The organism is Candidatus Protochlamydia phocaeensis, assembly GCF_001545115.1.
Classification (GTDB): domain Bacteria; phylum Chlamydiota; class Chlamydiia; order Chlamydiales; family Parachlamydiaceae; genus Protochlamydia_A; species Protochlamydia_A phocaeensis.
Window position 1 is genome coordinate 75,544 of sequence record NZ_FCNU01000030.1, and the last position, 21,432, is coordinate 96,975.

A 21,432-nucleotide genomic window follows, 5' to 3' on the forward strand; every position below is an offset into this window, starting at 1 on the left:
CATTAATTTTTTATTATTAAATGAATAAAAACCATCTACTCAATTTTCAATTTTGCAGTAGAGCAGGCTCCTCTGCCTTCTTAATTGACAGCGCTTTCAGCCATTTTCCCGAACGATAACGCATCTGATAAAGCACGCAAGCCAAGATAGAATTAGCAACGATGATGCTCCAACCATTAATGGCACTCCCCTTTTGAATAACCATAAAGAGCACATAAGTCGGCAATAGATAGAATAGCCAATTGAGGATAAGACTTGCATATAGCAAAAACTTTGTATCGCCGCTAGCTGTTAGTAATCCAATATAAATCCAGCTCAATCCATCAAATAAAAAGAATAAGCTCAACAGGCACAAGCTCCACTGCATCTCATGCAAGAAAGATGGACTAAGCAGAAGCGCGCGGTCGCTTTCGGAAAAAAATAGGGGGACAAGAGTAGGCCAAAAAACCGCTAAAATTAGGCCGAACGCACAGAAAAGCAAGACTTGCATGAGCATGGCCGATTTCAACACTTTACCAATCCAAACATTTTGCTGGCCGCCAATTAAATTGGAAACAATTGAGGACACACCTTTGGAAAGCCCTTCTATGATAAAGCTGACAAGTAAATAAAAGCTTTGGACAATTCCCACAACGGTCAAGGTCTCCGAACTGGATAAAGAAATCAGTTGAAAAAATACAAAATGGGCCACAAGCTCTAAAAACCGGCCAACTCCCGCCGGGGCCCCAATACTAAAGCCTTCTTTGAAGACGGAAAAATTAAATTGCCAGCAAGCCGTTCCATAATACTCTCGATGGGATTTTTTCAAGAATAGCCCCATTAAAAATAGCGTCTGCAATACCTGAGAGAGTCCTGTCGCAAGGGCGGCTCCCTTGATTCCCATTTCGGGAAAAGGCCCCCATCCAAAAATTAAGGCTACATCCAATCCGATATTGGCCATATTTCCTAGCAAGGCACTCCAAGTCACCATCCTAACCTGGCCAATGCCAATAAAAAACCCCATCAAGGCCAGCGTCGAACAAAAGAATGGAGCAAAGACAATCATCCATTTAAAATAGAGCTCCTCTAAAAGCCTATTTTCGCCTTCCCGAAATAAAAAACCGGGCATTCCCTCAGCCATTCCCCAAAAAAAGGGCACGGTAAAAACAGATAACCAGATCATTTGCCAAACCGGTATGCCGACTTCTTTCAACTTTCCGGCTCCATGATGGCGTCCGACAAAAACTTCGGAAATCCCTGCAATAATAAGAGGAATGACCATGACAACATAAATGGCTATTCCGGCTGTTACAGCTCCATTGAGAGCCGCTGCCGAATAACGGGCTAACAAAAACCGATCGGCAAACATCATGAGGCTGCCTGATAGCAAACCCAGCATGAGCGGCCAAGAAATCGCTCCAATTTCTTTTAAACTTCCAATGGGATAACGAGTCAGCTGATAGGAATGATGCATGATAAAGATAATCAATTAGATTTCTATAAAAAATTATATTTTACTATTAAATGATTTATCAAACCATACAATTTTATTAACATTATAAAAATTAAAACGATCGACAATACAATCTCAATAAAACTAATAAATTTATCTTTACAAACAAGGAACATTTAAATAGATTTACTACTTATAAACCTTATTCAGGAGTGAAGCGATGACATTTAATGTTCCCAAATGGTCAGAAATTCCAGTCCAGTCCTTGGTGGTTGCAGGAGCGAGCTATCTGTATAGTTTGGCGTTTAAGACAGATTCCTTACAGACAATAAAAGCTTTTGTTATTTGGCAAGTCGCTAATGATGTTTTCCAAAAGCTTGCCGATTTAGCGATTAGCAATAGGACTGTTAGCGGAACACTCATCACGATGACGACAGGGATCATCGATACGGTAGCCATTATGGCGTTGCGCCAGCTAAAAATCATTGGCACAACAGGGACCGTTCTTTTGGGACTATTAACCTTTGCTCGCTTTGTCAATAGGCTTGAAATTGTAACGGGAGAAACTGCGGCAAGAAGAGTATAAGAACCTGAGTTTGGCGTTTTTTTACCCTTTGGACTGACGTGACAGCTCTTGCAGATGAAAATGGCAAGACGTTTTAATATTGATCGCCTTGCCATTTGTTTATCTCCGCGGCTTTGACGCAATCGAAAGAGCAAAAAACCCAAACTCAGGTTAACAAGGCCTCTTGCCAGGAAGCTTTATAGAAAAGGCAAGGCTACTTGCCTTTCGTTTTTCTCTAGATGATTATGGGTTTTAATAGCCCTCTAAGCCAACGTTAATTCCAATTGTTGGTATTGCCGCATTTTATCGCGCCATTCGGCCGCCTCTTCAAAGCGAAATTCTTTAGCCGCCTTCTTCATTTCACTTTCGCTTTCTTTAATTTTTTGACGAACTTCGTCGATGGTCAAATAGTGATGGGCTTCTTCTGCCACCTGCAGGACGTGATCGGCAAATTGCGTAGGATAAGCAACCTGGTCCTCTTCAGCCTCAACCAAAACGGAAATATCTCTTTTGACCGTCTGAGGAATAATTCCATGTTCGCGGTTATAGTTTTCTTGATAAATACGCCGGCTTTGGGTCACTTCCAAAGTGCGCTTGATGGAGCCTGTCAATTTATCGGCATACATGATGACGCGCCCCTCGGCATTTCTGGCCGCACGCCCGCATGTTTGGATGAGAGATGTTTCGCTGCGCAAAAAGCCTTCCTTATCCGCATCCAAAATAGCGACTAAAGAGACCTCGGGGATGTCTAAGCCTTCCCTTAACAAGTTGATGCCCACTAGGACGTCAAATTCGCCAAAACGCAGATCGCGAATGATTTGAACGCGTTCGATCGTATCGATATCCGAATGCAAATACTTGGCTTTGACATTTAAATCATTCAAATAATTCGTCAGCTCTTCTGCCAAGCGCTTGGTCAAAGTGGTGACAAGCACGCGCCCGCCTTTGCTGACGTGTGCACGGATCTCGGCCAAGCAATCATCGACCTGGCCGGATGCAGGCCGTACTTCAATAAGGGGATCCAACAAGCCGGTCGGGCGAATGACCTGCTCGACAACCTCGCCTCCCGCTTCTTTAATTTCCCATGATCCCGGAGTAGCCGAGACATAGATCACCTGATGGATGCGCTGATAGGTTTCTTCGAAACGCAACGGGCGGTTGTCATAGGCAGAGGGCAGCCTGAAGCCAAAGTCCACCAATGTCTGTTTGCGCGCGCGGTCTCCATTGCACATGGCATGCAGTTGCGGCAGCGTCTGGTGCGATTCGTCGATGAAAAGCAAATAGTCTGAAGGAAAATAATCGATCAAGCAAGGGGGCGGCTCTCCCGGGCGGCGCATGCTGAAATGGCGCGAATAGTTTTCCACTCCTTTGCATGTTCCCACTTCTCGAAGCATTTCCAGGTCATACATGGTCCGCTGCTGAATGCGCTCAAGCTCGAGATGTTTTTTCTCACTCTCGTAAAAGCGCTTGCGCTCATCCAACTCGGCTCGGATGGTTTCAATAGCTTTCCAGCGCACTTCTTCAGGCGTGACGTGGTGGGAGCTGGGATAAATGGTCACCGCAGGAATGCGGCGTTTGACCTTGCCTGTCAAAGGATCAATTTCGCTGATTTGCTCAATTTCATCCCCGAACATTTCGACGCGGATGGCTACATCTTCTTCATAAGCGGGGAAAATATCTAAGACATCTCCTCGCACGCGAAAAGTGGCACGCACGAATTCGAAGTCATTGCGCTTATATTGCATTTCCACTAAATGCAAGAGAAGATCATCGCGGCGCCGCTCTTGCCCCTGAGCTAGGGTCAAATTCATTCCTCGATAATATTCGGGAGAACCCAATCCATAAATGCAGGAGACCGAAGAGACAATAATGACATCCGAGCGCTCGAGCAAAGAGCGTGTGGCGCTCAGGCGCATCTTGTCGATCTTGTCGTTGATGGACATATCCTTTTCAATATACGTATCGGTACGCGGAACATAGGCTTCGGGTTGATAATAGTCATAATAAGAGACAAAATATTCGACCGCATTTTCCGGAAAAAAGGTCTTGAACTCTTGGTACAGCTGGGCAGCCAGCGTCTTATTATGCGCTAAAATCAACGTCGGCCTTTGGACTTTGGCAATGACATTGGCCATTGTAAAAGTTTTCCCCGATCCCGTTATGCCGAGCAAAACCTGCGAACGTCTGCCTTGTAAGACACCAGCTACAAGCTTATTGATCGCCTCTGGCTGATGGCCTCTTGGTTCGAAATCCGTATGCAATTTAAAAAGCTGGTCCATGCGTTGCTATCCTATAATAAAAAAGGAATATTCTCTTTGTCATCAATTAGCCATTCGAAGACAGTTTCTTAAAGCAAAGTATAACAGTAGATGATTAAAGAGTGTTAACAAAAAAAAAGATTAAACTTATTAAATAATAACAAGAATAACAACGAGTTAAATTTAAAATAACAAACCTTTTACAAATAAACCCATTCACCAACTACAATGATTAAATTACGTTAAGCACACTCAACATTTCAAAAAAAATAAAGTTTATTTATTTTAAAAAGTGCAAATAAAACAGAAATTTAATTTAATTGACATTATTAATATTCATATTTAAAATTTTTAAATTAAATAAAATTTTAACCTTCAAAAAGATAGGAGTAAATATGCTTCCCGGTATTAATTCTTTATTACAAGGGTGTCCTTCATCGCCACCACCGCCATTATCTGTTTCAAATAGTCATCAAAATCCACCAGCAATCATTCCGTTTCCTCTTCCTCAAGACCCTATCTTTACTGCAAATGACAGGGCTAAAAAATTTAAAATAAGCCACGACACGCAATCAGAGGAAAACACCCTAAATGTAAGGGTGGGGGATACGGTACAGAATATAAGGGTAAAACCAAGGCCAACGGGCAATTTTAGCTATAATGACGGGAGCAAATACGAAGGAGAATTGAGCAGCGTATGCAGCGGCATCCCTCATGGACAAGGCACTTTGATCTTTGCTAATGCGGACAAATACGAAGGAGAATTTTTCAATGGAAAGCGTCATGGAAAAGGCACTTTGATTTGTGCTAATGAGAGCAAATACGAAGGAGAATTTTTTAACGGAATTTTCCATGGAGAAGGGACTCTTGAATGTTTTAATAAAGGCAAATACACAGGACAATTTTTCAATGGACAGCGTCATGGACATGGCATTTTGATCTGTGCTAATAAAGATAAATACGAAGGAGAATTTGTCAATGGAAAGCCCCATGGACATGGCATACTTGAATGTTTTAACGGGGACAAATACGAAGGAGAATTTTTCAATGGAAAGTACCATGGAAAAGGCCTATTAGTATGGGCTCGCGGGAGCAAATACAATGGAGAATTTGTCAACGGAGAGCCCCATGGACATGGCGTACTTGACTGTTTTAACGGAAATAAATACGAAGGAGAATTTTTCAACGGAGAGCCTCATGGACAGGGCACTTTGATCTATGCTAGTGCGGACAAATACGAAGGAGAATTTTTCAACGGAGAGTTACATGGACAAGGCGCTTTGACTTTTGTTAATGGGGTTAAACAAGAAGGAAAATTTGTCAATGGTCTATATCAAAAGCCTTAACTAACTATTGGCTTGTTAATTGATACCCTGTGATAAGAAGGCTGCCGATCAATTCTTTGTAAGAAGGGATGGTTGGCAGCATTCAACATTGTCAGAAGCCATTAAGCCCGGTGTATGCAATTTCTACTCCGGCAAAGAAAAACTTAAAGAAACAAGCGATTTATGGATCAATTGTTTTCAATAAATGAGTCATTTGAAAATTTCGAAAAAATAGACTTAAGGGATAAAGAAGGTTTTTAATTTACCTTCTTTATCCCCCTTCTCAAGCAATTTTAACTCGACCCAATCGCTTGTTTTTTGCGTTCTCTGGCAACTCTGGAAATTTTATTCCAGGCACCGCCAATTCCCATCGCGCTGCGCATGTCTTTTAATGTCGCTTGTGAAATTTCATTCATTTTCTCGGTTCCCTCATAAATGATCTCTTCCACCAAACCTTTGTCGGCCTCATACTCGCGGCGTTTTTCGCGAATCGGATCGAGAAATCTGTTGATGGCTATAATGAGCTTTTCCTTTACCTCTACATCCCCTACCCGTCCTTCACGGTAACGCGTTTTGAGGTCTTCGACCTCATCGCGCAGCGGATTGAAAATGTCGTGATAAATAAAGACGGGATTGCCTTCTACCTTACCTGGCATATGGGCGTGCACGCGGTTTGGATCGGTATACATGCCCTTAACCTTTTTCTCGACCATTTTGGGATCATCAGACAAGAAAATGGCGTTATTGGCCGATTTGCTCATCTTGCCTTTGCCGTCCGTTCCGATCAAGGTCGGCGTTTCGCTCAATAAAACTTCAGGTAAAGGAAAAACGTCCCCGTAGTATTGATTGAAGCGGCGGGCAATATCGCGCGCCAGCTCGATGTGGGCCTCATTATCTTTACCCACGGGAACCAGATGGGCTTTTGGCATGAGGATATCTGCCGTCTGCAGCACGGGGTAGCCGATCAAGCCAAAGGGAATGGCATCGCTTTCTAAATGCGCATTGCGCGCCATCTCTTTTAAGCTTGGCAATCCTGTCAAGCGATTGAGTGAGATAAGCATCTCAAAAATTAAATTCATCTCGTAAACGGCAGGCGTTGCCGACTGCAGATAAATCGTCGACTTCTTAGGATCGATGCCGCATGCCAAATAATCCAGGACCATTAAACGCGCATTTTCGCGCAATTGCAAAATGTCGTCTTTTGAGGGCTTGGTCGTTAGGGTATGCAAATCGGCAATAATGAAATAACATTCATAAGTATTTTGCAGGGCCACACGGTTTTTCAATGATCCGACATAATGGCCTAAATGCAAAAGTCCGGTTGGGCGGTCGCCCGTTAAAATGCGTTTTTTTTCTGTCATGATTTTTTCACTCTTTTGTTCTAAGAAACTATCCACACTCCCAAATAAATAGGCTTTGCTGCTCAATTTAGTTAGAAATGCGGAAAAAATTTTCACGCGTTTGTAACTAAATTGAGCCGGCCAATCATCCTATTTCCGATTGTGGACAGTCTCTAAATGTGGCTTGTTTACAATCCATCCGCCTTTATTGACGACTTCTAGGGTAATAACAGTTAAAGAAACAACGAAAGCCAATCCCAATGCCAGCTTTCCACCCGGTACTTTAAAGCTGGACAAGCGATGCTGAATATAGCGGCCGCGCCAGACCATCAGGACGGGGAAAAGGCCGAGCAGTGTGACAACCCCAAAAGCACCCGCATATTCCAACGCATTTAAGAAAGCGCGTGGATCGATAAGCGTCAATAATAACGGAGGGGCAAAAGACAGTAAATAGAGAATCAACCGTCCCTTTCGTGTTTTTTGAATATTCAATCCATCCGCTAAGAAATCTCTTAAGCTCAACGATACGCCTAAAAAAGACGTCACGATGGCAAATAGGGAGAAAAAGCGAGCCAGCAAGGACAACTCCGACCGGCCAAGCAAATGGCTTAGCAACGTTGCGCCATCCAATCCCTTTTGATAGCCCGCCACTAGGCCGTTTTCTCCATAAAGAGGAACAATGCCCAGTGCAATAAGCTCCCAGCTGATATAAACTAAAAGGGGGACTAAGCTTCCGATCCAAATAACTTGTCGAATTTGTCTGACATCGCGATGCAAGTAATCTGTCAAAGTCGGGATAATGATGTGAAAGCCAAAAGAGGTCGATACGATTGAGACAGCTATCCCTAGCGCCGCCCAATTGGCTTGCTGCAATAAATCCATCTGCACATCGGGCATCAAAAAACCGACCATGAGAATATACGTGATCACTAATCCCAGCATCAATAGACGGTTGGCATAGTCGACCGAGCGTGCGCCTTTATAGACAAAAAAACCAAAGATCAGCAGAAGGGGAAATGGGCTGGCCCACACAGGCATTTGCCAGCCTGTCAAGCTATAGATAAAATCGATGAAAATGGGACCGCTGCCGGCAATGTAGGCTGTCGTCAAAGAGTACAATAAAAATAAGTAAACGATCCAGCTAAGGATTTGGCCACCCTTGCCAAGCGTTTGCCTAGCCATCGTAATCAGATTGGTCTGCTCCCCCATCCACAAGTTAACCTCTAACATGAGGAAAGCCGTAAAAGTCATATAAAGCCAATAGCCGATAAATAAAACGATAGAAGGAACAAAGCCTGCCAGGCCGGTTGCCACCGGTAAAGCCAGCATGCCGGCCCCGATCGTTGTTCCCGCAACCAGAAGGACCCCTCCTATTAAGCGATGTATGTCATTCATATGATAAATTAGTATTGTTTTATAGTTAAATAAGCTGCAGTGCCATGACCCAAAAGGCAAAGAGAAAGACAGCGATCAACACGGGCTTTCCTCCGGGAACTAACTGGCGTTTTCCCATCTTTTGAGTATAACGGCCCTTCCACACCATCAAGGCAGGCAAAATGCCAAATAAAATCACTGCGCCAAACCCGCCTGCATAATTCAAGGCTTGAAGAAAAATAGTGGGATAAAGCAGCGCGCAAAGCAAAGGAGGCCCCAAGACCAAGCTGGCCAGAAGAACTTTTCCGCGCGGCGTTTTTTGAATGCCAAGGCCATCTGATAGGAAATCGACAAAGCTGACCGCTACGCTCAAAAACGAGGTGACAATGGCAAAAAAAGCAAAGGCTTGGGCAATGTCCAAAATCCAAGATATACCCACGGCATTTTTTAACGCTTCGGTGGCAATTTCCCCTTGATCCAAAGCCTCTTGAAAGCTTCCCAATGGAACCAGACCCAAAATCAGCCATTCCCAAATCAGATAGACGCTAAGCGGAATGGCGCTGCCTATGACAATGGCCTTGACCAAGGACCCCACATGGCTTTTGAAATAAGTCGTCAGGCTGGGAACCAGATTATGAAAGCCAAATGATACAATGACAGCCGGAAGAACCAATGTTGCAGCTTCCCAGTCCTGATGCTTAAGCAAGGAGACATCCACATGAGGCAGCCCTAGTCCAACTAAGCAAACATAGGAAATAATAAGGCCAAACATTAATAGCCGATTAAACCAATCCACGGCTCCAATCCCCAAATAAATGAGCAAGCCGAACAAGAGGCAGAAAAGCGCCCCTCCGATTCCATGATGCAGGGAGTAGCCTGTCCATTGATTTAAAAAATCCGAGACCAACGATCCGCTAGCTGCCACATAGGCGACCATTAAGGAATAGAATAAAAACAAAAAAACAAGCCAGCTGACTGCCTTTCCCCCCTTTCCCAAGGTACGCTCGGCCATCGTAATAATGCTGATTTCTTCGCCAAACCAGAGATTGACTTCTAAAAGCAAAAGGCCGGTGCAAACCATAAACAACCAGCAAATCAGGAACATCACCACGCTCGGCTTAAATCCGGCCATTGCACTTAATACTGGTAGGCCTAGCATTCCAGCTCCGATGCAGCAACCGGCAACGAGCAAAATGCCGCCGAGGAGGCTTCCTTTTTTAATTAAGTCCTGTGTCATATTTTTCCTGTCATTAAATTTGATCCAAGCCTCTATTAGAGAGTTCCTGAATTACTTGCTTATCTTTGTCAATTGGTAAATAGCGAAAGGAGGACGTGCGGCGGCTAGAGCCACCAAAAGAAAAAGCGAGAGAAGGAGCTAGAGACAAGTTTAAAAGAATTTAACATAGCATATTAGTGTAGTTAAAAGAATATACTACAAGATTAAAAATTTTAAGGCGATCCTTTTTATGGTCAAGTTTTTCATTTAAAATACGCGCTTACTCAAGCGTTAAGGCGAGCTCACATCCAACACACCTTTTGAGCAATGCGAAAGACGCTTGTCAGCAACTTTTCCATCAACAATAGTCAAAGTATAAGTATTTTGATTGATTGATCCCGGTCCAATTTCAATGCGCTCTATATAGCGATAATAAGAAATGTCGGGTTGATTGCCTGCAATGACCTCATAAGCCGGGCCGACTTGTGCCTCCACTTCGGCAATAGGAGCTCCAATAGGAATCCCTTCATAAGCCGAGCGCGTCATGAGCGGAGAAGTGCAAGAAAAGAGGCTTAAAATCATCAAGGCAAGCGCATACCATAATAAAAAAGAGAACTGATTAAGAGCCTTTGCGCCAAACCAGGCCTTCAATTGTTGTTTTAAATTGATCGGGCGATCCATATTCTGCATGAAAAAAATAATCTCCATTCTCTTGTTGTTCATATACTTCAAAGCCTTCAAAGGCCACCTGGCCGCGGAACTCCCATGCAACCATTTTTACATCTCTTAGGCCCGAGCCTTCCACTTTCCCCACAATGTTGTTTTCCAAAGAGAGAGAAAATCCATTTTCACGGATATCTTTAAAGGTAAAACTATTGACGATCTGTTCCTCAATCCCTTGCATTTCTACGACTTGGATTGCCTGAATAATTTCAGGGGTTTTTTGAGTAATTTCCCAGCGCGTATAAAATTTGATGAATTCGGGCGAAGAGCTGAAAGAGATCTTGCCTTCCCCTAGCCATATGCCGGGAGAAAAAATAAATTCTTGCTGTTCCATTAAAACATAAACCTCCGGCTATAAACGCTTTGCAAGATACCGAGTGCCATCATCGTCGATAATACGGACGATCCTCCATAGGTGACAAGGATAAGAGGAACACCTGTTATGGGTAAAAATCCGCACATCATCCCAATATTTACCAAAATATGCATCGCCAAATAAACAGTGACGCCAGCAGACAACAAACGACCGAAGGGGTCTTTTGCTACGGCAGTCACCTGAAAACTAAAATAAATCAAAGCATAATAAAGAACGATGAGTAAAAGCAATCCCAACAAGCCGAATTCTTCGCCGAAAGCAGGGAAAACAGAGTCCGTATAAGGCGCGGGAAGCCATCCGCGGCCCGTAAATTCGCTCTTGCGCCATCCGGTTCCCGTAATGCCGCCTAAAGCAATTGCCGTCGCTGCAGCTTTTTGATGATGAGTGGCCGGATCCAAACGATCGAATTGATATTCCTTTAAAACCTTAGTGGCATAGGGACGCAATACTTCATGGGGCAAAATGCCCAAAAAGATGATTGCGACAATAATAAGAATAGCTCCTCCGCTTATCGTCATGAATTTGATAACTGAAGGGCGCAAATCGCCAAAATAGCACATGACCAAACTAACAGGAAATAAGACCAAAGCCGTTCCCAGATCGGGTTGCTTCAAAATTAAAATAAAGGGAATTCCCACAATGAGGCCCGCATAAAAGACCGTACTCCAAGCATTAGCTAAAGATCGCCTGCGTTCTAGAAACCAACTTAGCGTAATAACGACAATAAATTTGGCCTGTTCCGAAGGCTGGAAGCTTGCATTGATAAAAGGAATGCGATACCAGCGATGAACACGTTGAATCGAATCAGTAAAGAATAGCCCAATCAAAGAAATCAGCATTAGGGCATACAGAATCCACGTCCATTCCCTTAGCTTGTTATAGTCAAAACCGGCGAAAAAAAAATAGACAGCCAGGCCGAGGACAAACCATTGAATTTGCGTACGTACGATAGGCGTTAAAAAGACTTCTTCCGTATGGTCAGCGGCAGGATCAAGTGTATAAGCAGAAATGGTTAGCAGGCTAATAATCATTAAACCCAGAATAACGGGAATAACTCTAAAGTCCAATCGAGTAAGATAGCGAGCGCTCCACATAACTTAAGAAAAAAAAAGAAAGATTCCTTAGTATAACAAGAAAATAAAGCGCTTGCAATGATAAATAATCCTTCTTTTCTGTTTGAGTAGGAAGGACTATAAAACGCGCTCCCCAAAATCAAACCATTAGCCTATGGCCTGCTATTGTTCAGGCAATCCTCTGCAAAGAATCCTGTTGCAAAGTGGCTGAATAAGCATATAGAGAGTCTATTTGCTTAGGACTTAGATAAATCTGCGGCCGGTTCTCTCGCACAAGTGAAATGGCTTTTTGAACAAAATCGGCTTCCCCCCTCTGCTCTATTTTTTCTTTGTGATATTTCATGATATACCCCATCACTTCCATTGCACTGCGCCCGCGACCAGCCTTGCAATGCACGTAAACATGGCCGCTTTGCAAACTTTGATGAATAAAATCCGCCCCTTCATGAATTTTATCTGTTGCAATAGGTTGCAAATCAAAAATGGGAATTTGCTTGTGATTGACTTCCAAATGCGCCCAATCTTGCGGACGAACGGGATCGCCAACTAGTCCGCTCTCCTGATTTTCAAATGGCTGCAAAACGGTCAAAACCGAGAGTTTCCTGTCCGATGAAAGCGAAATAATTTCCTGATGATGCCCCATGGAAGCCAAGGGGATCGCTCCTAGATATAAGCGGCCTATCCCGTCTTGTTCGGGAAAAAGGCGAATCTCGTCATACCAATTGCGCTGGGCAATGGCAGGAAGCCCTTGTTTTAAGGCGGCCCATGCCGACTCAAGGCGAATACAGAGCAAAGAAAGCTCAAACCAAATCTTATGCTCATTCTTTTTGAAAAAAATGACGATGGCAAGAGCTGAAATGACAGCTATGGATCCAAAAGAATAAGGCGAAAGAGCAACCGCCCCCATTAAAACAGCCGCAGTAAAGGTAGCACACAGACTTACACTTAAAACCGACCAAAATAAGGGACTCTTTAAAACGCGCAGAACTATATTTTCCGTCTTTCTATTTAATTCTATTTGCCTTAAGGATTGTATACGAGAAGGATGGACTGCCGCGTCTTTTGAATGAGCCGTTATAGGTGCAGATACCTGTAAGCCCGATTGAATGAACACCATTATTTACCCCCCGTTTATGCGACTGTCGTCGAATTGGCGTAATATCAAACAAAAAAAATTTAATAAATTTATTTTTAAAACTTGCTATTTTCTCATCTCATTGAAAATATTCACCAAATTCATCTTTAAGAATTTCTTTTAATTCGCTTTAAAAGGTTGTCGATAAATTCCTCATTCTGTTAGATAAAGAGTTGTTTGTTAGAAAAATCACTAGAATAAAATTAATATTAATTATTTGCATACTGCGGCTCAAATTGGCAGTTTTAATACTTTTTATTAAATACTATAATTAATTTGATTATTTTATTCCATTTTTAAAATATTATTTTTTTTGAGATAATTATTTTTTTACAATCTTCTGATAAGTTTGCTAGGGTTTAGAGCCTGTTAAATAACTTATAGTAGCTGGCATTTGAGGGTATTCCCCCTAGGAGGTGCTTTTGCTCCCTAGGAAAAAGAACGCGAATCTCGGTTATTAGCGGTTTTAATATATCCTCTTAAAGCCTGTTGGCATTTAATAATTAGGAAATAACTATGCGCTCTCATCTTCATTACCATTTTGAGACAATTGATTCTACTAATACATGGGCAAAGAAAAATGTTGATCAGCTCGCTCCTGAAGGAATAACCTTGATTACAGCTTCAGAGCAAACAGGAGGAAGAGGTCGCTTTAAACGCCGATGGGAGTCCCCTCCCGATGTCAATATTTATGCGACTTTTTGCTTTTTTGTTGAGCCTAATCGCCCGGATATTGGGCATATTCCTCAATTGATGGCTTTAGCGACTGTTGATGTTCTTGAAGAATTGGAATTTGCTCCGTCTCTCAAATGGCCGAATGATGTGCTTTTGCAAGACAAAAAAGTCAGTGGCATTTTATGTGAAACTGTTTTAGCCGAGCAACGGCGCTGCATTATTTGTGGAATTGGTTTAAATGTTAACATGCCGTCCACCCTTCTAAAAAAAATTAATCGCCCGGCCACATCTTTATTGGTTGAAAGCCAGCGTTCATTTGAAATCAATCCCATTTTAAAAAGGCTGGAAGAGAGTTTTGGCCAGCATCTAGCCCGTTTCTTAAAAGAAGGATTTTCTCCTTTCTTCGAAACTTTCAGAGCTAAATCCTATTTTCAATTGGGGCAAAAAGTTCGCTTTCAAGATAGTCAAGGCCCGATTGAAGGACTTTTTGAAACTTTGGAAACCGATGGATCCGTTCGATTGCGTTTGCCTAACGGGATATCTAAAGCCTTTTATGCAGGTGAATTTATTTCTTAAGATTCGAGAGCACATACCGTCAAGTGGCCAGTGGCTGCCCAAGAGAATAGAAGTAAAAAATTATTTTAGAGCTTTAAGAATTCTTTAGCTAAATTTTAAAAAAATTTAATAGATATTTTTTTGACTTATTATGTTTTGTCTAATATAATAATCGCTTAATTTCAATATTTTAAACAAAGGAACATTAATCCTATGATTCAAGATTCTTTTCTAATTCCAAATTTTTTTCAAACGGTCCAGCAAGACTTTACGGAGCTTAAAGAAGCCTTTAGCAATTCATCTCAGTCTCGCAATGAGTTGCAGCAAGAAAAAGTCAATTTAGCGGCCATTCGCATGTTTGCTTCTTTAATGATGGGTTTAGGAGCCATTAAAACGCTTGTAGCTCTTACTTTTGTTGCCACTGCTCCTATAGGGGCTATATTGGGTATGGCTCTTGGAGTCGGTTTATATGCAATTGGTCATGATGTATTTATTATGGCGCGAAAGCGTACACAAGAGCTGGACAATCCTGTTATTAGAGTGGGAAATTTGGTGATAGGCCTTGTACACGAAGTACAGAATGTAATAAGAGGAGCTCCTAGCCAGCCAGGACAAGGCGTATGGGTCGAACGCACAAGAGACACTCTCCTCCGTCCTATTTGGCTAGCCCTTTTTAACCGCTAATCAGCCAAATCGCTAGGACGCAGTAATAAAAATGCGCTTAGGGGTGTATTCCCCCCTCATAACCTATATTTGAGATCATTTCTCCTAAGAGCGAAGAGCTCGAAGTTAGGTTATTAGTGGTTTAACAACCTAAGTTTGGAGTTTTTTTACCCTGTGGACTAACGCAAAAGCTCTTGCAAATGAAAAATGGCAAGACGGTCCCTATTTTTTGATATGGATCGCCTTGCCATTTATTCATCTCCGCAACTTTGACGTAATCGAAAGAGCAAAAAAAATCCAAGCTCAGGCTAATATCCCCTTCTTACAGGTCATTCGCTTTGATGAAAAGTCGTCAAGTCCGGTACAACGACTAAATCTGGATGCACCTTCGCCTTTAGAACTTGTTGAATATAGGAAAGCGTGGTTCCCGTAGCTGAAAAACACGATGTGCAAGAGCCTTGATAGGCAATAATGACCGCTTTTTCATCAACCAAATCCATGACTTGCACACCGCCGGCATCGAGCTCAATATAAGGCCGGATATCGCGATCTAAAACCCCGTCAATCAAGGCGATTTTTTGCTCCTGCGAAAGCTCTTGCCAGCCAGGATATCCCCCTTCCAGCACTTCTCCAATATCGCGGGGCGCAGGCGGAGCGACATAATTGACGGCCAGCGGAATGTCAAGGCATTGTTCAGCTGCATTTTCCATAGCCGACAGCACAAGATTCAAATGAGGCGAAGCTTCTTTGGGAAAAGCCGGCTCATCCTGGCGATCCCTGACCTGTTTATCGATTAAGTCTGCGCCGATACGCTTGGCTTGATCATAATTTTTGCCGATTACAAGTTCGCAAGCCACTTCAGCGGCTCCCAAAAGAGCAGATTGCCCATACGCTTGAAAGCGCGCGTCAACGATGATGCCATCGTCTGGATCAACCAACCAGTACAAGCAAAGCGCATTGCCATCACTGATATGACCTTCTCGCCCTTCGATCAGACGCATGGCGCGTTCTTCAGACTGCTCTTTGGTAAAAAAACCCACACAGCGGGGCTTGTCAATTTTGGCCATCAACTTTTTGCTATAGCGCGACCAGGGAAATGGCTGGATGAGAATTTTTAAACTCATTTTTATTCCTATCTATCCGGATGCATAATTTTATTTGAGATCTTAGCTAAGGCCAGAGTGCATTCTCCAATAATTTCTATTGCACGGTCGATCTCATCTTCTGTTGTATAGCGCGATAAGCTAAAGGAGACTGCACTATGGGCTTCATTTTCTTCTATTCCGCAGGCAGCTAAAATCAGCCCTAACTGTTGGAAATTGCCTCCACCGATACTTGCGCACACACCTTTGCGGTTCAAAGCAAATAATAGCGCTTCATTGGCAATTCCAGGAAACAAAAGTGTCGTGCAATGAGGAAGACGCTCTTGCTCTTTAAAGCATACTTTAGCCGCAGGATAGACGCGCGCAATGCCCATCTCAAGCTTATTCCTCAGACGAGCCACTTCCGTGCATAATAAGTCCCGCGCCTCCAAAGCTTCTTTTGCAGCCCAAGCAAGTCCAACAAGGCCCGGCATATTCACCCCCCCAGCTCGCAGCCCTGCCTGCTCAGCTCCTCCGGAAATAAAAGGAGAACACTTTATTCCTTGCTTAATATAAAGCGCTCCTGTCCCTTTAGGGCCATGGAATTGCTCGCCATTAAAAGTCATAAAGTCTGCTCGAATATCTTCCAACTCGTAAAAAAGCTTGCCGATGACATGCGTTGCATCCACATGCAGGCGAACGCCTCGCTGCCGGCAAAGATCGGCAATTTCTGCCAGAGGCTGAACGGTTCCGGTCAATCCATTGGCCCAGGATAGGGACACAAGCGCCGTACGCGGCGATAAAGCTTCAGCCAACGCCTTTGCTGTCACTAAACCCGTCTGATCGACTTCAATCATGCGACTCACACAGCCCAAAGGCTCCAAACGTCCCATGGCCATAATCATGGGGGCTTCATCAATTGTAGCTGTTAAAAAATGATTTTTCCCGGTAGGGACCGTGATATCGCGATAAGTGGAAAAAATGACGTGATTAATGGCCTCTGCTCCGGAAGAAGTCAGGATCAATTGATCAGCCTCTTGAGCGCCAATCACATGATAAAGCGTTCGATAGCTTTCCGCTAGAGCGGGATAAAGCTCCTGCCCTTTCTGATGCGGAGCCGATGGCTGCCCCCAGCGATCTGTTAAATAAGGCATCATTTGGCTAAGAGCTTGTTCAGAAAGGCGGCTGGTTGTGCTGTTATCTAAATAAATGAGAGATTGAGACATATAAACTACTGTTGTTTGATGAATTGCCCGTGATTAAATTCATAAATAATGGGGTGTCCGGTGGCCAATTCCAAGCTGATGACCTCTTCAGCCGATAACCCATCTAATTTCATAATGATGGAGCGTAAAGAGTTGCCATGGGCGGCAATGAAAACATTTTTTCCGCCTTGCAGATGAGGCAGGATCGCTTTTTCAAAGTAAGGAATAGAGCGGGCTGCGGTCATTTCTAAACTTTCTCCACTTGGAGGAGGAACATTAAAGCTGCGGCGCCAAATGTGCACTTGTTCAGCTCCATATTTCTTAGCCATCTCTGCTTTATTGACTCCCTGCAGCTCTCCATACATGCGCTCATTGAGCTCCCAAGCGCGAATCACAGGAATCGTCTGCGCTTGCGTCTCTGGACTGTAAATTTGCGCCCATTCTTCCAACTTTCCTTCGCCTGTATGTAAAACGACAGGTACTTTACCCGAATGATGAACAGTCATGGCAAGCATAGCTGTCATTTGTGCGCGGATTAAAGAGGAGGTGAAAATAATATCGATCGGCTCATCCTTGATCTGCCTGCCCCCTTTTAGCGCTTCATCAACCCCTGTCAAGGAGAGAGGAATATCTACCCAGCCGGTAAATAAATTATATAAATTCCATTGCGATTGACCATGCCGCATTAAAATAAGTTTAGGCATTTTCTCCCCCTCCTTTTTTCTAACTTCCTTCATTTATAACATGTAAGCTGTTATTCCGCTCTAGAAACCTCCAAAACCGCGCGTCTTCTTTTTTGCGGATGAAGCAAGCTTCTGGCAAAAAACACTCCAAACTCAGGTTAATAAATCCTCTAAGCTCTTCGCTAAGTTTTCACTAAGATGATAGACTTAAAATTCCTTTTTATTTAAAAGGGCAAATAGACTCTAATCATCACAGTCTGCCGATTCTCATCTACCAAAAAAACTTCATTTTTAGAGGGTTAAATTGCCCTTTTGAGTAATTACCTTAAAATGACAAGGAGGAGAAAATGGGCAAAAGCAAAATAATTAAGCTGTTTGTCTTCATGCTGCTATTAGTCGGCAAAAGCTATGGAGAGAGCTTATGCGATCAGCTAGGAACCCTTTTACAAGGAGAAACCTCAAGACACGATCGCGTTTGCGATGTATTTGTTCCCCGAAATGATCTGATCTCAGTTCTTGGCGGCTTTACCCTCCACCCTGAAATGGGAATCGGCTTGGAAGCTGAGTTTATTCCGATTAAAGGCTCTCGCCAAGAAAGGCTTGTTCAAGCAGAAATTGCCTTATTGGAAAGCGAGGTCCAGGCGGTAGAGCTATATTTGATAATGAATAACTTCGAAATCACAGCCTTACACAATCACACGCTCTTTGATACCCCTAAAGTGATGTATTTGCACTTCTCAAAAACAGGGAATGCCATCCAGATTGCTACTCAGCTAAGAGAACTTCTCAACGCAGTGGGCAACTTTAGCGTCTTTGGAGAAAGCACCGTACCTGTTAGCTTTTTAGATCCCGCTACCCTCAATCAAATTTTGGGACTTAATGGCGAACTAAAAGCCGGTGGAATCTATCGAGCTGATTTCCAACGTCCTTTCCATGTGAGAGACAGTGGAACAACCAGTGAGCCTGAGGGAATGATCGCTATTCAAGGAACAGGCGCTTCGGCTATACTCCTCGGAGAGATGCCTCTTCGAGTCAGCGAAGTCGAAACCTTTATTCAAACTCTTCTGGCCAATAATATCATCGTTTCAGCGATTCATAATCACGAAATTTCAGAAAGACCTCGTCTCATCTACGTTCATTTCCAACAGATCGGTCCTCCAGATGTTTTAGCTGCAGCAGTTCGCCAAGCGCTTAATACGGCCCCTGTTGAATAAAGGATTCGAGTCCACCTAAGACTATGGCAATCCGGCTTTTAGGCGCGTCATATTCGCCGACACGCTTAGGCTGAATTGCCATCTTATCCATCCTTTGCGCTCAAATTTCCTTAAACTCTAAGCTAAATTTATAATAAATTTTATTTATAACTTTTATTGATTTTTAATTTTTTGTGTACTATTATAATACAATGATTAAAACAAAAAAATTGAATTAGGAAAAAAAGTGGAAAAAAATCGCTTAAGCAAAGTGTTAGCCGCTGCCGGTATTGCTTCCCGCCGCGCTTGCGAACAGCTCATTTTCGATGGTTTGGTTAAAGTCAATGGCCAAGTGGTTATTGTTCCACAAACCATTGTCTCTCCAGATAAGGATGTCATTACTGTTCGGGAGCAACCGATCAAGAAAAAAGAGGATAAAGTCTATTACATTCTCAATAAGCCCGCTGGCTATATTTGTTCAGCCCGGAAAAGCGGTCAGTCCAAACTGGTATTGGATCTCTTTCAAGAAGAGGGCCACCGCCTTTTTACTGTAGGCCGTCTGGATAAAGATACCCAAGGCCTCTTGATTGTGACAAATGATGGGCACTTTGCCAATGAGGTCATCCATCCCTCCGCCAATATTCAAAAAGAGTATGTCGCCAAAACCGACCAAGAAATTTCTGCTGAGCATCTTAAAGCCATTTCCAACGGAACTTTAGTAGAAGGAGCTTTTGTTAAGCCTTTGCGTGTAGAAAAAGTTCGGCGTGGAACATTGAAAATTGTGATCGGAGAAGGAAAAAAAAGAGAGGTCCGCCTGCTTCTTAGCGCAGCGGGTCTTAAAGTGAAAGAATTAACCCGCATTCGTTTAGGCGGGCTTGTATTAGGACCTTTGCCAGTAGGCAGTTGGCGTCCCTTAACACAGAAAGAAAGACAATCTATTTTTGCATAATAATAAAATGAAGACTAAAAAAATTCCCTTATCTGATTTTGAAACGGTCATGCCTTTGCTTATAGGCGCTTGGCGTCGTTTCCATAAACTGGCCGGACCCGGAGATGTCTTGCAAACTCGCGAATTTCGCAGTGTTGTATCAGCTGTCCAGACACTTCAACAAGGTCTGGAATCAAGTCAAAATCTTGCCGGACAAGACTATTTTTCCCAACCCGATTTATTGGGCGCCTACTTGCTTTATCATTGGCCACTGCATTATCAGCAAGGTTTATCCCTTATCAATGAAATTCCCGATACGCCTGGGCGCGTACTGGATATCGGAAGCGGACCTGGGGCATTTGCCTTTGCTGCTTTGCGCCATGGGGCAAGAGAAGTGATCGCCCTTGACCGCAATGCCGCCGCTCTCCAGCTAGCCGCCGAGGTATGCGGACGTTATGGATTTCCTTTGACCGTTAGACGGCATGACGTGCATAAAATCTCTTTTCCTGTTGAGGGAAAATTTGATCTCATTATTGTGGGCCACTGCCTGGAAGAGCTTTTTCCCGATACGCAGAAAAATTGGATGAGCCAGCAAAAAGCGTGGATTGATGCCCTTTTACAAAAGCTCACGCCTCAAGGCCATTTGCTCTTAGTCGAAAGCTCGCTTCTTCATACCAACCGACGGGTGCTAGAACTGCGCGATCAACTCGTCAAAAACAATATCGCCGTTCAAGCCCCTTGCGTATGGCAGGGAGAATGCCCAGCCTTGCAAACGAAGAATAGCCCTTGTTATGCCCAACGAGAATTAGAAAAACCCTATCTTATCAAAGAGATTCAACGGGCGGCACAGATCAATTTAGGCTCTTTAAAAATGTCCTATCTCATTCTTCGCAGCCCAGGGGCAGCTTGGCCGACCCTCCCACCCCGCCCTCTCTACCGAATCATCAGCCCACCCGTTGAAACGCAAACCGGCAAACGCTTTTACCTTTGCGGGACCGACGGCAAAAAAAACCTAGGCTCCCACTTGACCCAGCATCCTCCCGAATCGCGGGCCTTCGAATATCTGAAGAGAGGAGAATTGATTTCCGTAGAAGAGGCTCTGGAAAAATCCAATCATTTTGATATTGTCCTGGGCACACGCATCAAAGTCGAGGCGGCCTTAAATAAACCGCTGCCTGATGAGGAATTCCCTTCCGACTAATCATCAACCCCTTTATCCGACGAGCACACGCTCAATGTCTGAAGAAGCTGTACGGCTTCTTCAGGCCTAATTTAGTTATAAACGGACAATTTTTCGCCTTATTTAAAAGCTGGCTAAACATTTTTCCGCGTTTCTAACAAAATTGAGCAGCAAACCAAACCCATTTGAAATGGGGGCAACCCCTAAGGGGTGTATTAAAACCGCTAATTGGGAAGCCTCTTATTTTTTAAATAAAGGTAGTTCTAAACATGTAATGCTAAATTGTAATAACAGATAAACTATTTGATCATTCCAATATGATTAGCTAGTTTTTTAGAGAAAGATAAAGTTTTTCTTACAAGCCTTGCGACTCTTTGTCTAAGAGTACAATTAAATCTTTCAATATAACTTGTTTTGCCAGATTCTTTTCCAACTGGTCGGTGTTGAGCCC

General features: G+C 43.3%; 20 protein-coding genes. 7 read left to right on the plus strand and 13 right to left on the minus strand.

What is annotated here, in order from left to right:
- Window positions 1-46: 46 nt before the first annotated feature.
- Complete coding sequence (locus BN3769_RS11630) at window positions 47-1,468, minus strand: MATE family efflux transporter (protein WP_068470781.1); 1,422 nt, start codon at window positions 1,466-1,468, stop codon at window positions 47-49.
- 184 nt (window positions 1,469-1,652) lie between these two features.
- Here BN3769_RS11630 and BN3769_RS11635 point away from each other — a divergent pair, with 184 nt between their 5' ends.
- The gene (locus tag BN3769_RS11635) at window positions 1,653-2,018 is read left to right on the plus strand and encodes a hypothetical protein (RefSeq protein WP_068470782.1); all 366 of its coding nucleotides are present in this window, start codon (window positions 1,653-1,655) and stop codon (window positions 2,016-2,018) included.
- A 242-nt stretch (window positions 2,019-2,260) separates the two neighbouring features.
- On the opposite strand, the gene uvrB is transcribed toward BN3769_RS11635, so the two are convergent.
- A complete protein-coding gene (gene uvrB, locus BN3769_RS11640; protein ID WP_068470784.1) occupies window positions 2,261-4,276 on the minus strand; it encodes an excinuclease ABC subunit UvrB in 2,016 nt (671 codons plus the stop codon).
- A 374-nt stretch (window positions 4,277-4,650) separates the two neighbouring features.
- Between uvrB and BN3769_RS11645 the strand changes: the two genes are divergently transcribed.
- A complete protein-coding gene (locus BN3769_RS11645) occupies window positions 4,651-5,601 on the plus strand; it encodes an MORN repeat-containing protein (protein ID WP_068470786.1) in 951 nt (316 codons plus the stop codon).
- Window positions 5,602-5,873: 272 nt separating this feature from the next.
- Here BN3769_RS11645 and trpS read toward each other — a convergent pair whose 3' ends face one another.
- From trpS to BN3769_RS11680, 7 genes are all read right to left on the minus strand, one after another.
- Window positions 5,874-6,941: a tryptophan--tRNA ligase gene (gene trpS, locus BN3769_RS11650; protein ID WP_068470819.1), complete on the minus strand. Its 1,068-nt coding sequence runs from the start codon at window positions 6,939-6,941 to the stop codon at window positions 5,874-5,876.
- 129 nt (window positions 6,942-7,070) lie between these two features.
- A complete protein-coding gene (locus tag BN3769_RS11655; RefSeq protein ID WP_068470789.1) occupies window positions 7,071-8,315 on the minus strand; it encodes an amino acid permease in 1,245 nt (414 codons plus the stop codon).
- A gap of 25 nt (window positions 8,316-8,340) precedes the next feature.
- On the minus strand, window positions 8,341-9,531 hold the full coding sequence (locus BN3769_RS11660) for an amino acid permease (protein WP_068470791.1): 1,191 nt from the start codon (window positions 9,529-9,531) through the stop codon (window positions 8,341-8,343).
- 270 nt (window positions 9,532-9,801) lie between these two features.
- On the minus strand, window positions 9,802-10,200 hold the full coding sequence (locus BN3769_RS11665; RefSeq protein WP_154017900.1) for a hypothetical protein: 399 nt from the start codon (window positions 10,198-10,200) through the stop codon (window positions 9,802-9,804).
- On the minus strand, window positions 10,130-10,567 hold the full coding sequence (locus BN3769_RS11670; protein ID WP_068470796.1) for a hypothetical protein: 438 nt from the start codon (window positions 10,565-10,567) through the stop codon (window positions 10,130-10,132). The genes BN3769_RS11665 and BN3769_RS11670 overlap by 71 nt, the downstream gene beginning before the upstream one ends.
- Window positions 10,567-11,703: an FtsW/RodA/SpoVE family cell cycle protein gene (locus BN3769_RS11675; protein WP_068470798.1), complete on the minus strand. Its 1,137-nt coding sequence runs from the start codon at window positions 11,701-11,703 to the stop codon at window positions 10,567-10,569. The genes BN3769_RS11670 and BN3769_RS11675 overlap by 1 nt, the downstream gene beginning before the upstream one ends.
- Before the next feature lie 148 nt (window positions 11,704-11,851).
- Window positions 11,852-12,799 (minus strand): dual specificity protein phosphatase family protein, encoded by a 948-nt coding sequence (locus BN3769_RS11680; protein ID WP_079989543.1) that lies wholly within the window; start codon window positions 12,797-12,799, stop codon window positions 11,852-11,854.
- A 534-nt stretch (window positions 12,800-13,333) separates the two neighbouring features.
- Between BN3769_RS11680 and BN3769_RS11685 the strand changes: the two genes are divergently transcribed.
- Together BN3769_RS11685 and BN3769_RS11690 are read left to right on the plus strand one after the other, a co-directional pair.
- Window positions 13,334-14,068 (plus strand): biotin--[acetyl-CoA-carboxylase] ligase, encoded by a 735-nt coding sequence (locus tag BN3769_RS11685; RefSeq protein ID WP_068470801.1) that lies wholly within the window; start codon window positions 13,334-13,336, stop codon window positions 14,066-14,068.
- A gap of 192 nt (window positions 14,069-14,260) precedes the next feature.
- Complete coding sequence (locus BN3769_RS11690) at window positions 14,261-14,731, plus strand: hypothetical protein (protein WP_068470803.1); 471 nt, start codon at window positions 14,261-14,263, stop codon at window positions 14,729-14,731.
- Window positions 14,732-15,039: 308 nt separating this feature from the next.
- On the opposite strand, the gene BN3769_RS11695 is transcribed toward BN3769_RS11690, so the two are convergent.
- Genes BN3769_RS11695 through BN3769_RS11705 form a run of 3 tightly spaced genes read right to left on the minus strand, consistent with a single transcriptional unit; the run spans window position 15,040 to window position 17,701 of the window.
- Window positions 15,040-15,834, minus strand: a complete 795-nt coding sequence (locus tag BN3769_RS11695; RefSeq protein WP_068470805.1) for a NifU family protein — start codon at window positions 15,832-15,834, stop codon at window positions 15,040-15,042.
- Window positions 15,835-15,842: 8 nt separating this feature from the next.
- On the minus strand, window positions 15,843-17,018 hold the full coding sequence (locus BN3769_RS11700) for a cysteine desulfurase family protein (protein WP_068470807.1): 1,176 nt from the start codon (window positions 17,016-17,018) through the stop codon (window positions 15,843-15,845).
- 5 nt (window positions 17,019-17,023) lie between these two features.
- Window positions 17,024-17,701, minus strand: a complete 678-nt coding sequence (locus BN3769_RS11705) for a 2,3-bisphosphoglycerate-dependent phosphoglycerate mutase (protein ID WP_068470809.1) — start codon at window positions 17,699-17,701, stop codon at window positions 17,024-17,026.
- Between the two features lie 326 nt (window positions 17,702-18,027).
- Here BN3769_RS11705 and BN3769_RS11710 point away from each other — a divergent pair, with 326 nt between their 5' ends.
- The 3 genes from BN3769_RS11710 to BN3769_RS11720 all read left to right on the plus strand — a co-directional run bounded on the left by BN3769_RS11710 (window position 18,028) and on the right by BN3769_RS11720 (window position 21,002).
- On the plus strand, window positions 18,028-18,894 hold the full coding sequence (locus BN3769_RS11710) for a DUF1259 domain-containing protein (protein ID WP_068470811.1): 867 nt from the start codon (window positions 18,028-18,030) through the stop codon (window positions 18,892-18,894).
- Window positions 18,895-19,120: 226 nt separating this feature from the next.
- The gene (locus BN3769_RS11715) at window positions 19,121-19,822 is read left to right on the plus strand and encodes a pseudouridine synthase (RefSeq protein ID WP_068470813.1); all 702 of its coding nucleotides are present in this window, start codon (window positions 19,121-19,123) and stop codon (window positions 19,820-19,822) included.
- Window positions 19,823-19,829: 7 nt separating this feature from the next.
- Window positions 19,830-21,002, plus strand: a complete 1,173-nt coding sequence (locus BN3769_RS11720) for a small ribosomal subunit Rsm22 family protein (RefSeq protein ID WP_068470815.1) — start codon at window positions 19,830-19,832, stop codon at window positions 21,000-21,002.
- 278 nt (window positions 21,003-21,280) lie between these two features.
- Here the strand turns inward: BN3769_RS11720 and BN3769_RS14525 are convergent.
- A partial coding sequence (locus tag BN3769_RS14525) for an IS1 family transposase (RefSeq protein WP_255354199.1) occupies window positions 21,281-21,432 on the minus strand: 152 nt, incomplete at its 5' end.

Bases quoted from the DNA above. Each gene is read 5' to 3' on its own strand.
- BN3769_RS11635 (WP_068470782.1), top strand. From the start codon at position 1,653: ATGACATTTAATGTTCCCAAATGGTCAGAAATTCCAGTCCAGTCCTTG.
- uvrB (WP_068470784.1), bottom strand. From the start codon at position 4,276: ATGGACCAGCTTTTTAAATTGCATACGGATTTCGAACCAAGAGGCCAT.
- BN3769_RS11645 (WP_068470786.1), top strand. From the start codon at position 4,651: ATGCTTCCCGGTATTAATTCTTTATTACAAGGGTGTCCTTCATCGCCA.
- trpS (WP_068470819.1), bottom strand. From the start codon at position 6,941: ATGACAGAAAAAAAACGCATTTTAACGGGCGACCGCCCAACCGGACTT.
- BN3769_RS11655 (WP_068470789.1), bottom strand. From the start codon at position 8,315: ATGAATGACATACATCGCTTAATAGGAGGGGTCCTTCTGGTTGCGGGA.
- BN3769_RS11660 (WP_068470791.1), bottom strand. From the start codon at position 9,531: ATGACACAGGACTTAATTAAAAAAGGAAGCCTCCTCGGCGGCATTTTG.
- BN3769_RS11665 (WP_154017900.1), bottom strand. From the start codon at position 10,200: ATGCAGAATATGGATCGCCCGATCAATTTAAAACAACAATTGAAGGCC.
- BN3769_RS11670 (WP_068470796.1), bottom strand. From the start codon at position 10,567: ATGGAACAGCAAGAATTTATTTTTTCTCCCGGCATATGGCTAGGGGAA.
- BN3769_RS11675 (WP_068470798.1), bottom strand. From the start codon at position 11,703: ATGTGGAGCGCTCGCTATCTTACTCGATTGGACTTTAGAGTTATTCCC.
- BN3769_RS11680 (WP_079989543.1), bottom strand. From the start codon at position 12,799: ATGGTGTTCATTCAATCGGGCTTACAGGTATCTGCACCTATAACGGCT.
- BN3769_RS11685 (WP_068470801.1), top strand. From the start codon at position 13,334: ATGCGCTCTCATCTTCATTACCATTTTGAGACAATTGATTCTACTAAT.
- BN3769_RS11690 (WP_068470803.1), top strand. From the start codon at position 14,261: ATGATTCAAGATTCTTTTCTAATTCCAAATTTTTTTCAAACGGTCCAG.
- BN3769_RS11695 (WP_068470805.1), bottom strand. From the start codon at position 15,834: ATGAGTTTAAAAATTCTCATCCAGCCATTTCCCTGGTCGCGCTATAGC.
- BN3769_RS11700 (WP_068470807.1), bottom strand. From the start codon at position 17,018: ATGTCTCAATCTCTCATTTATTTAGATAACAGCACAACCAGCCGCCTT.
- BN3769_RS11705 (WP_068470809.1), bottom strand. From the start codon at position 17,701: ATGCCTAAACTTATTTTAATGCGGCATGGTCAATCGCAATGGAATTTA.
- BN3769_RS11710 (WP_068470811.1), top strand. From the start codon at position 18,028: ATGGGCAAAAGCAAAATAATTAAGCTGTTTGTCTTCATGCTGCTATTA.
- BN3769_RS11720 (WP_068470815.1), top strand. From the start codon at position 19,830: ATGAAGACTAAAAAAATTCCCTTATCTGATTTTGAAACGGTCATGCCT.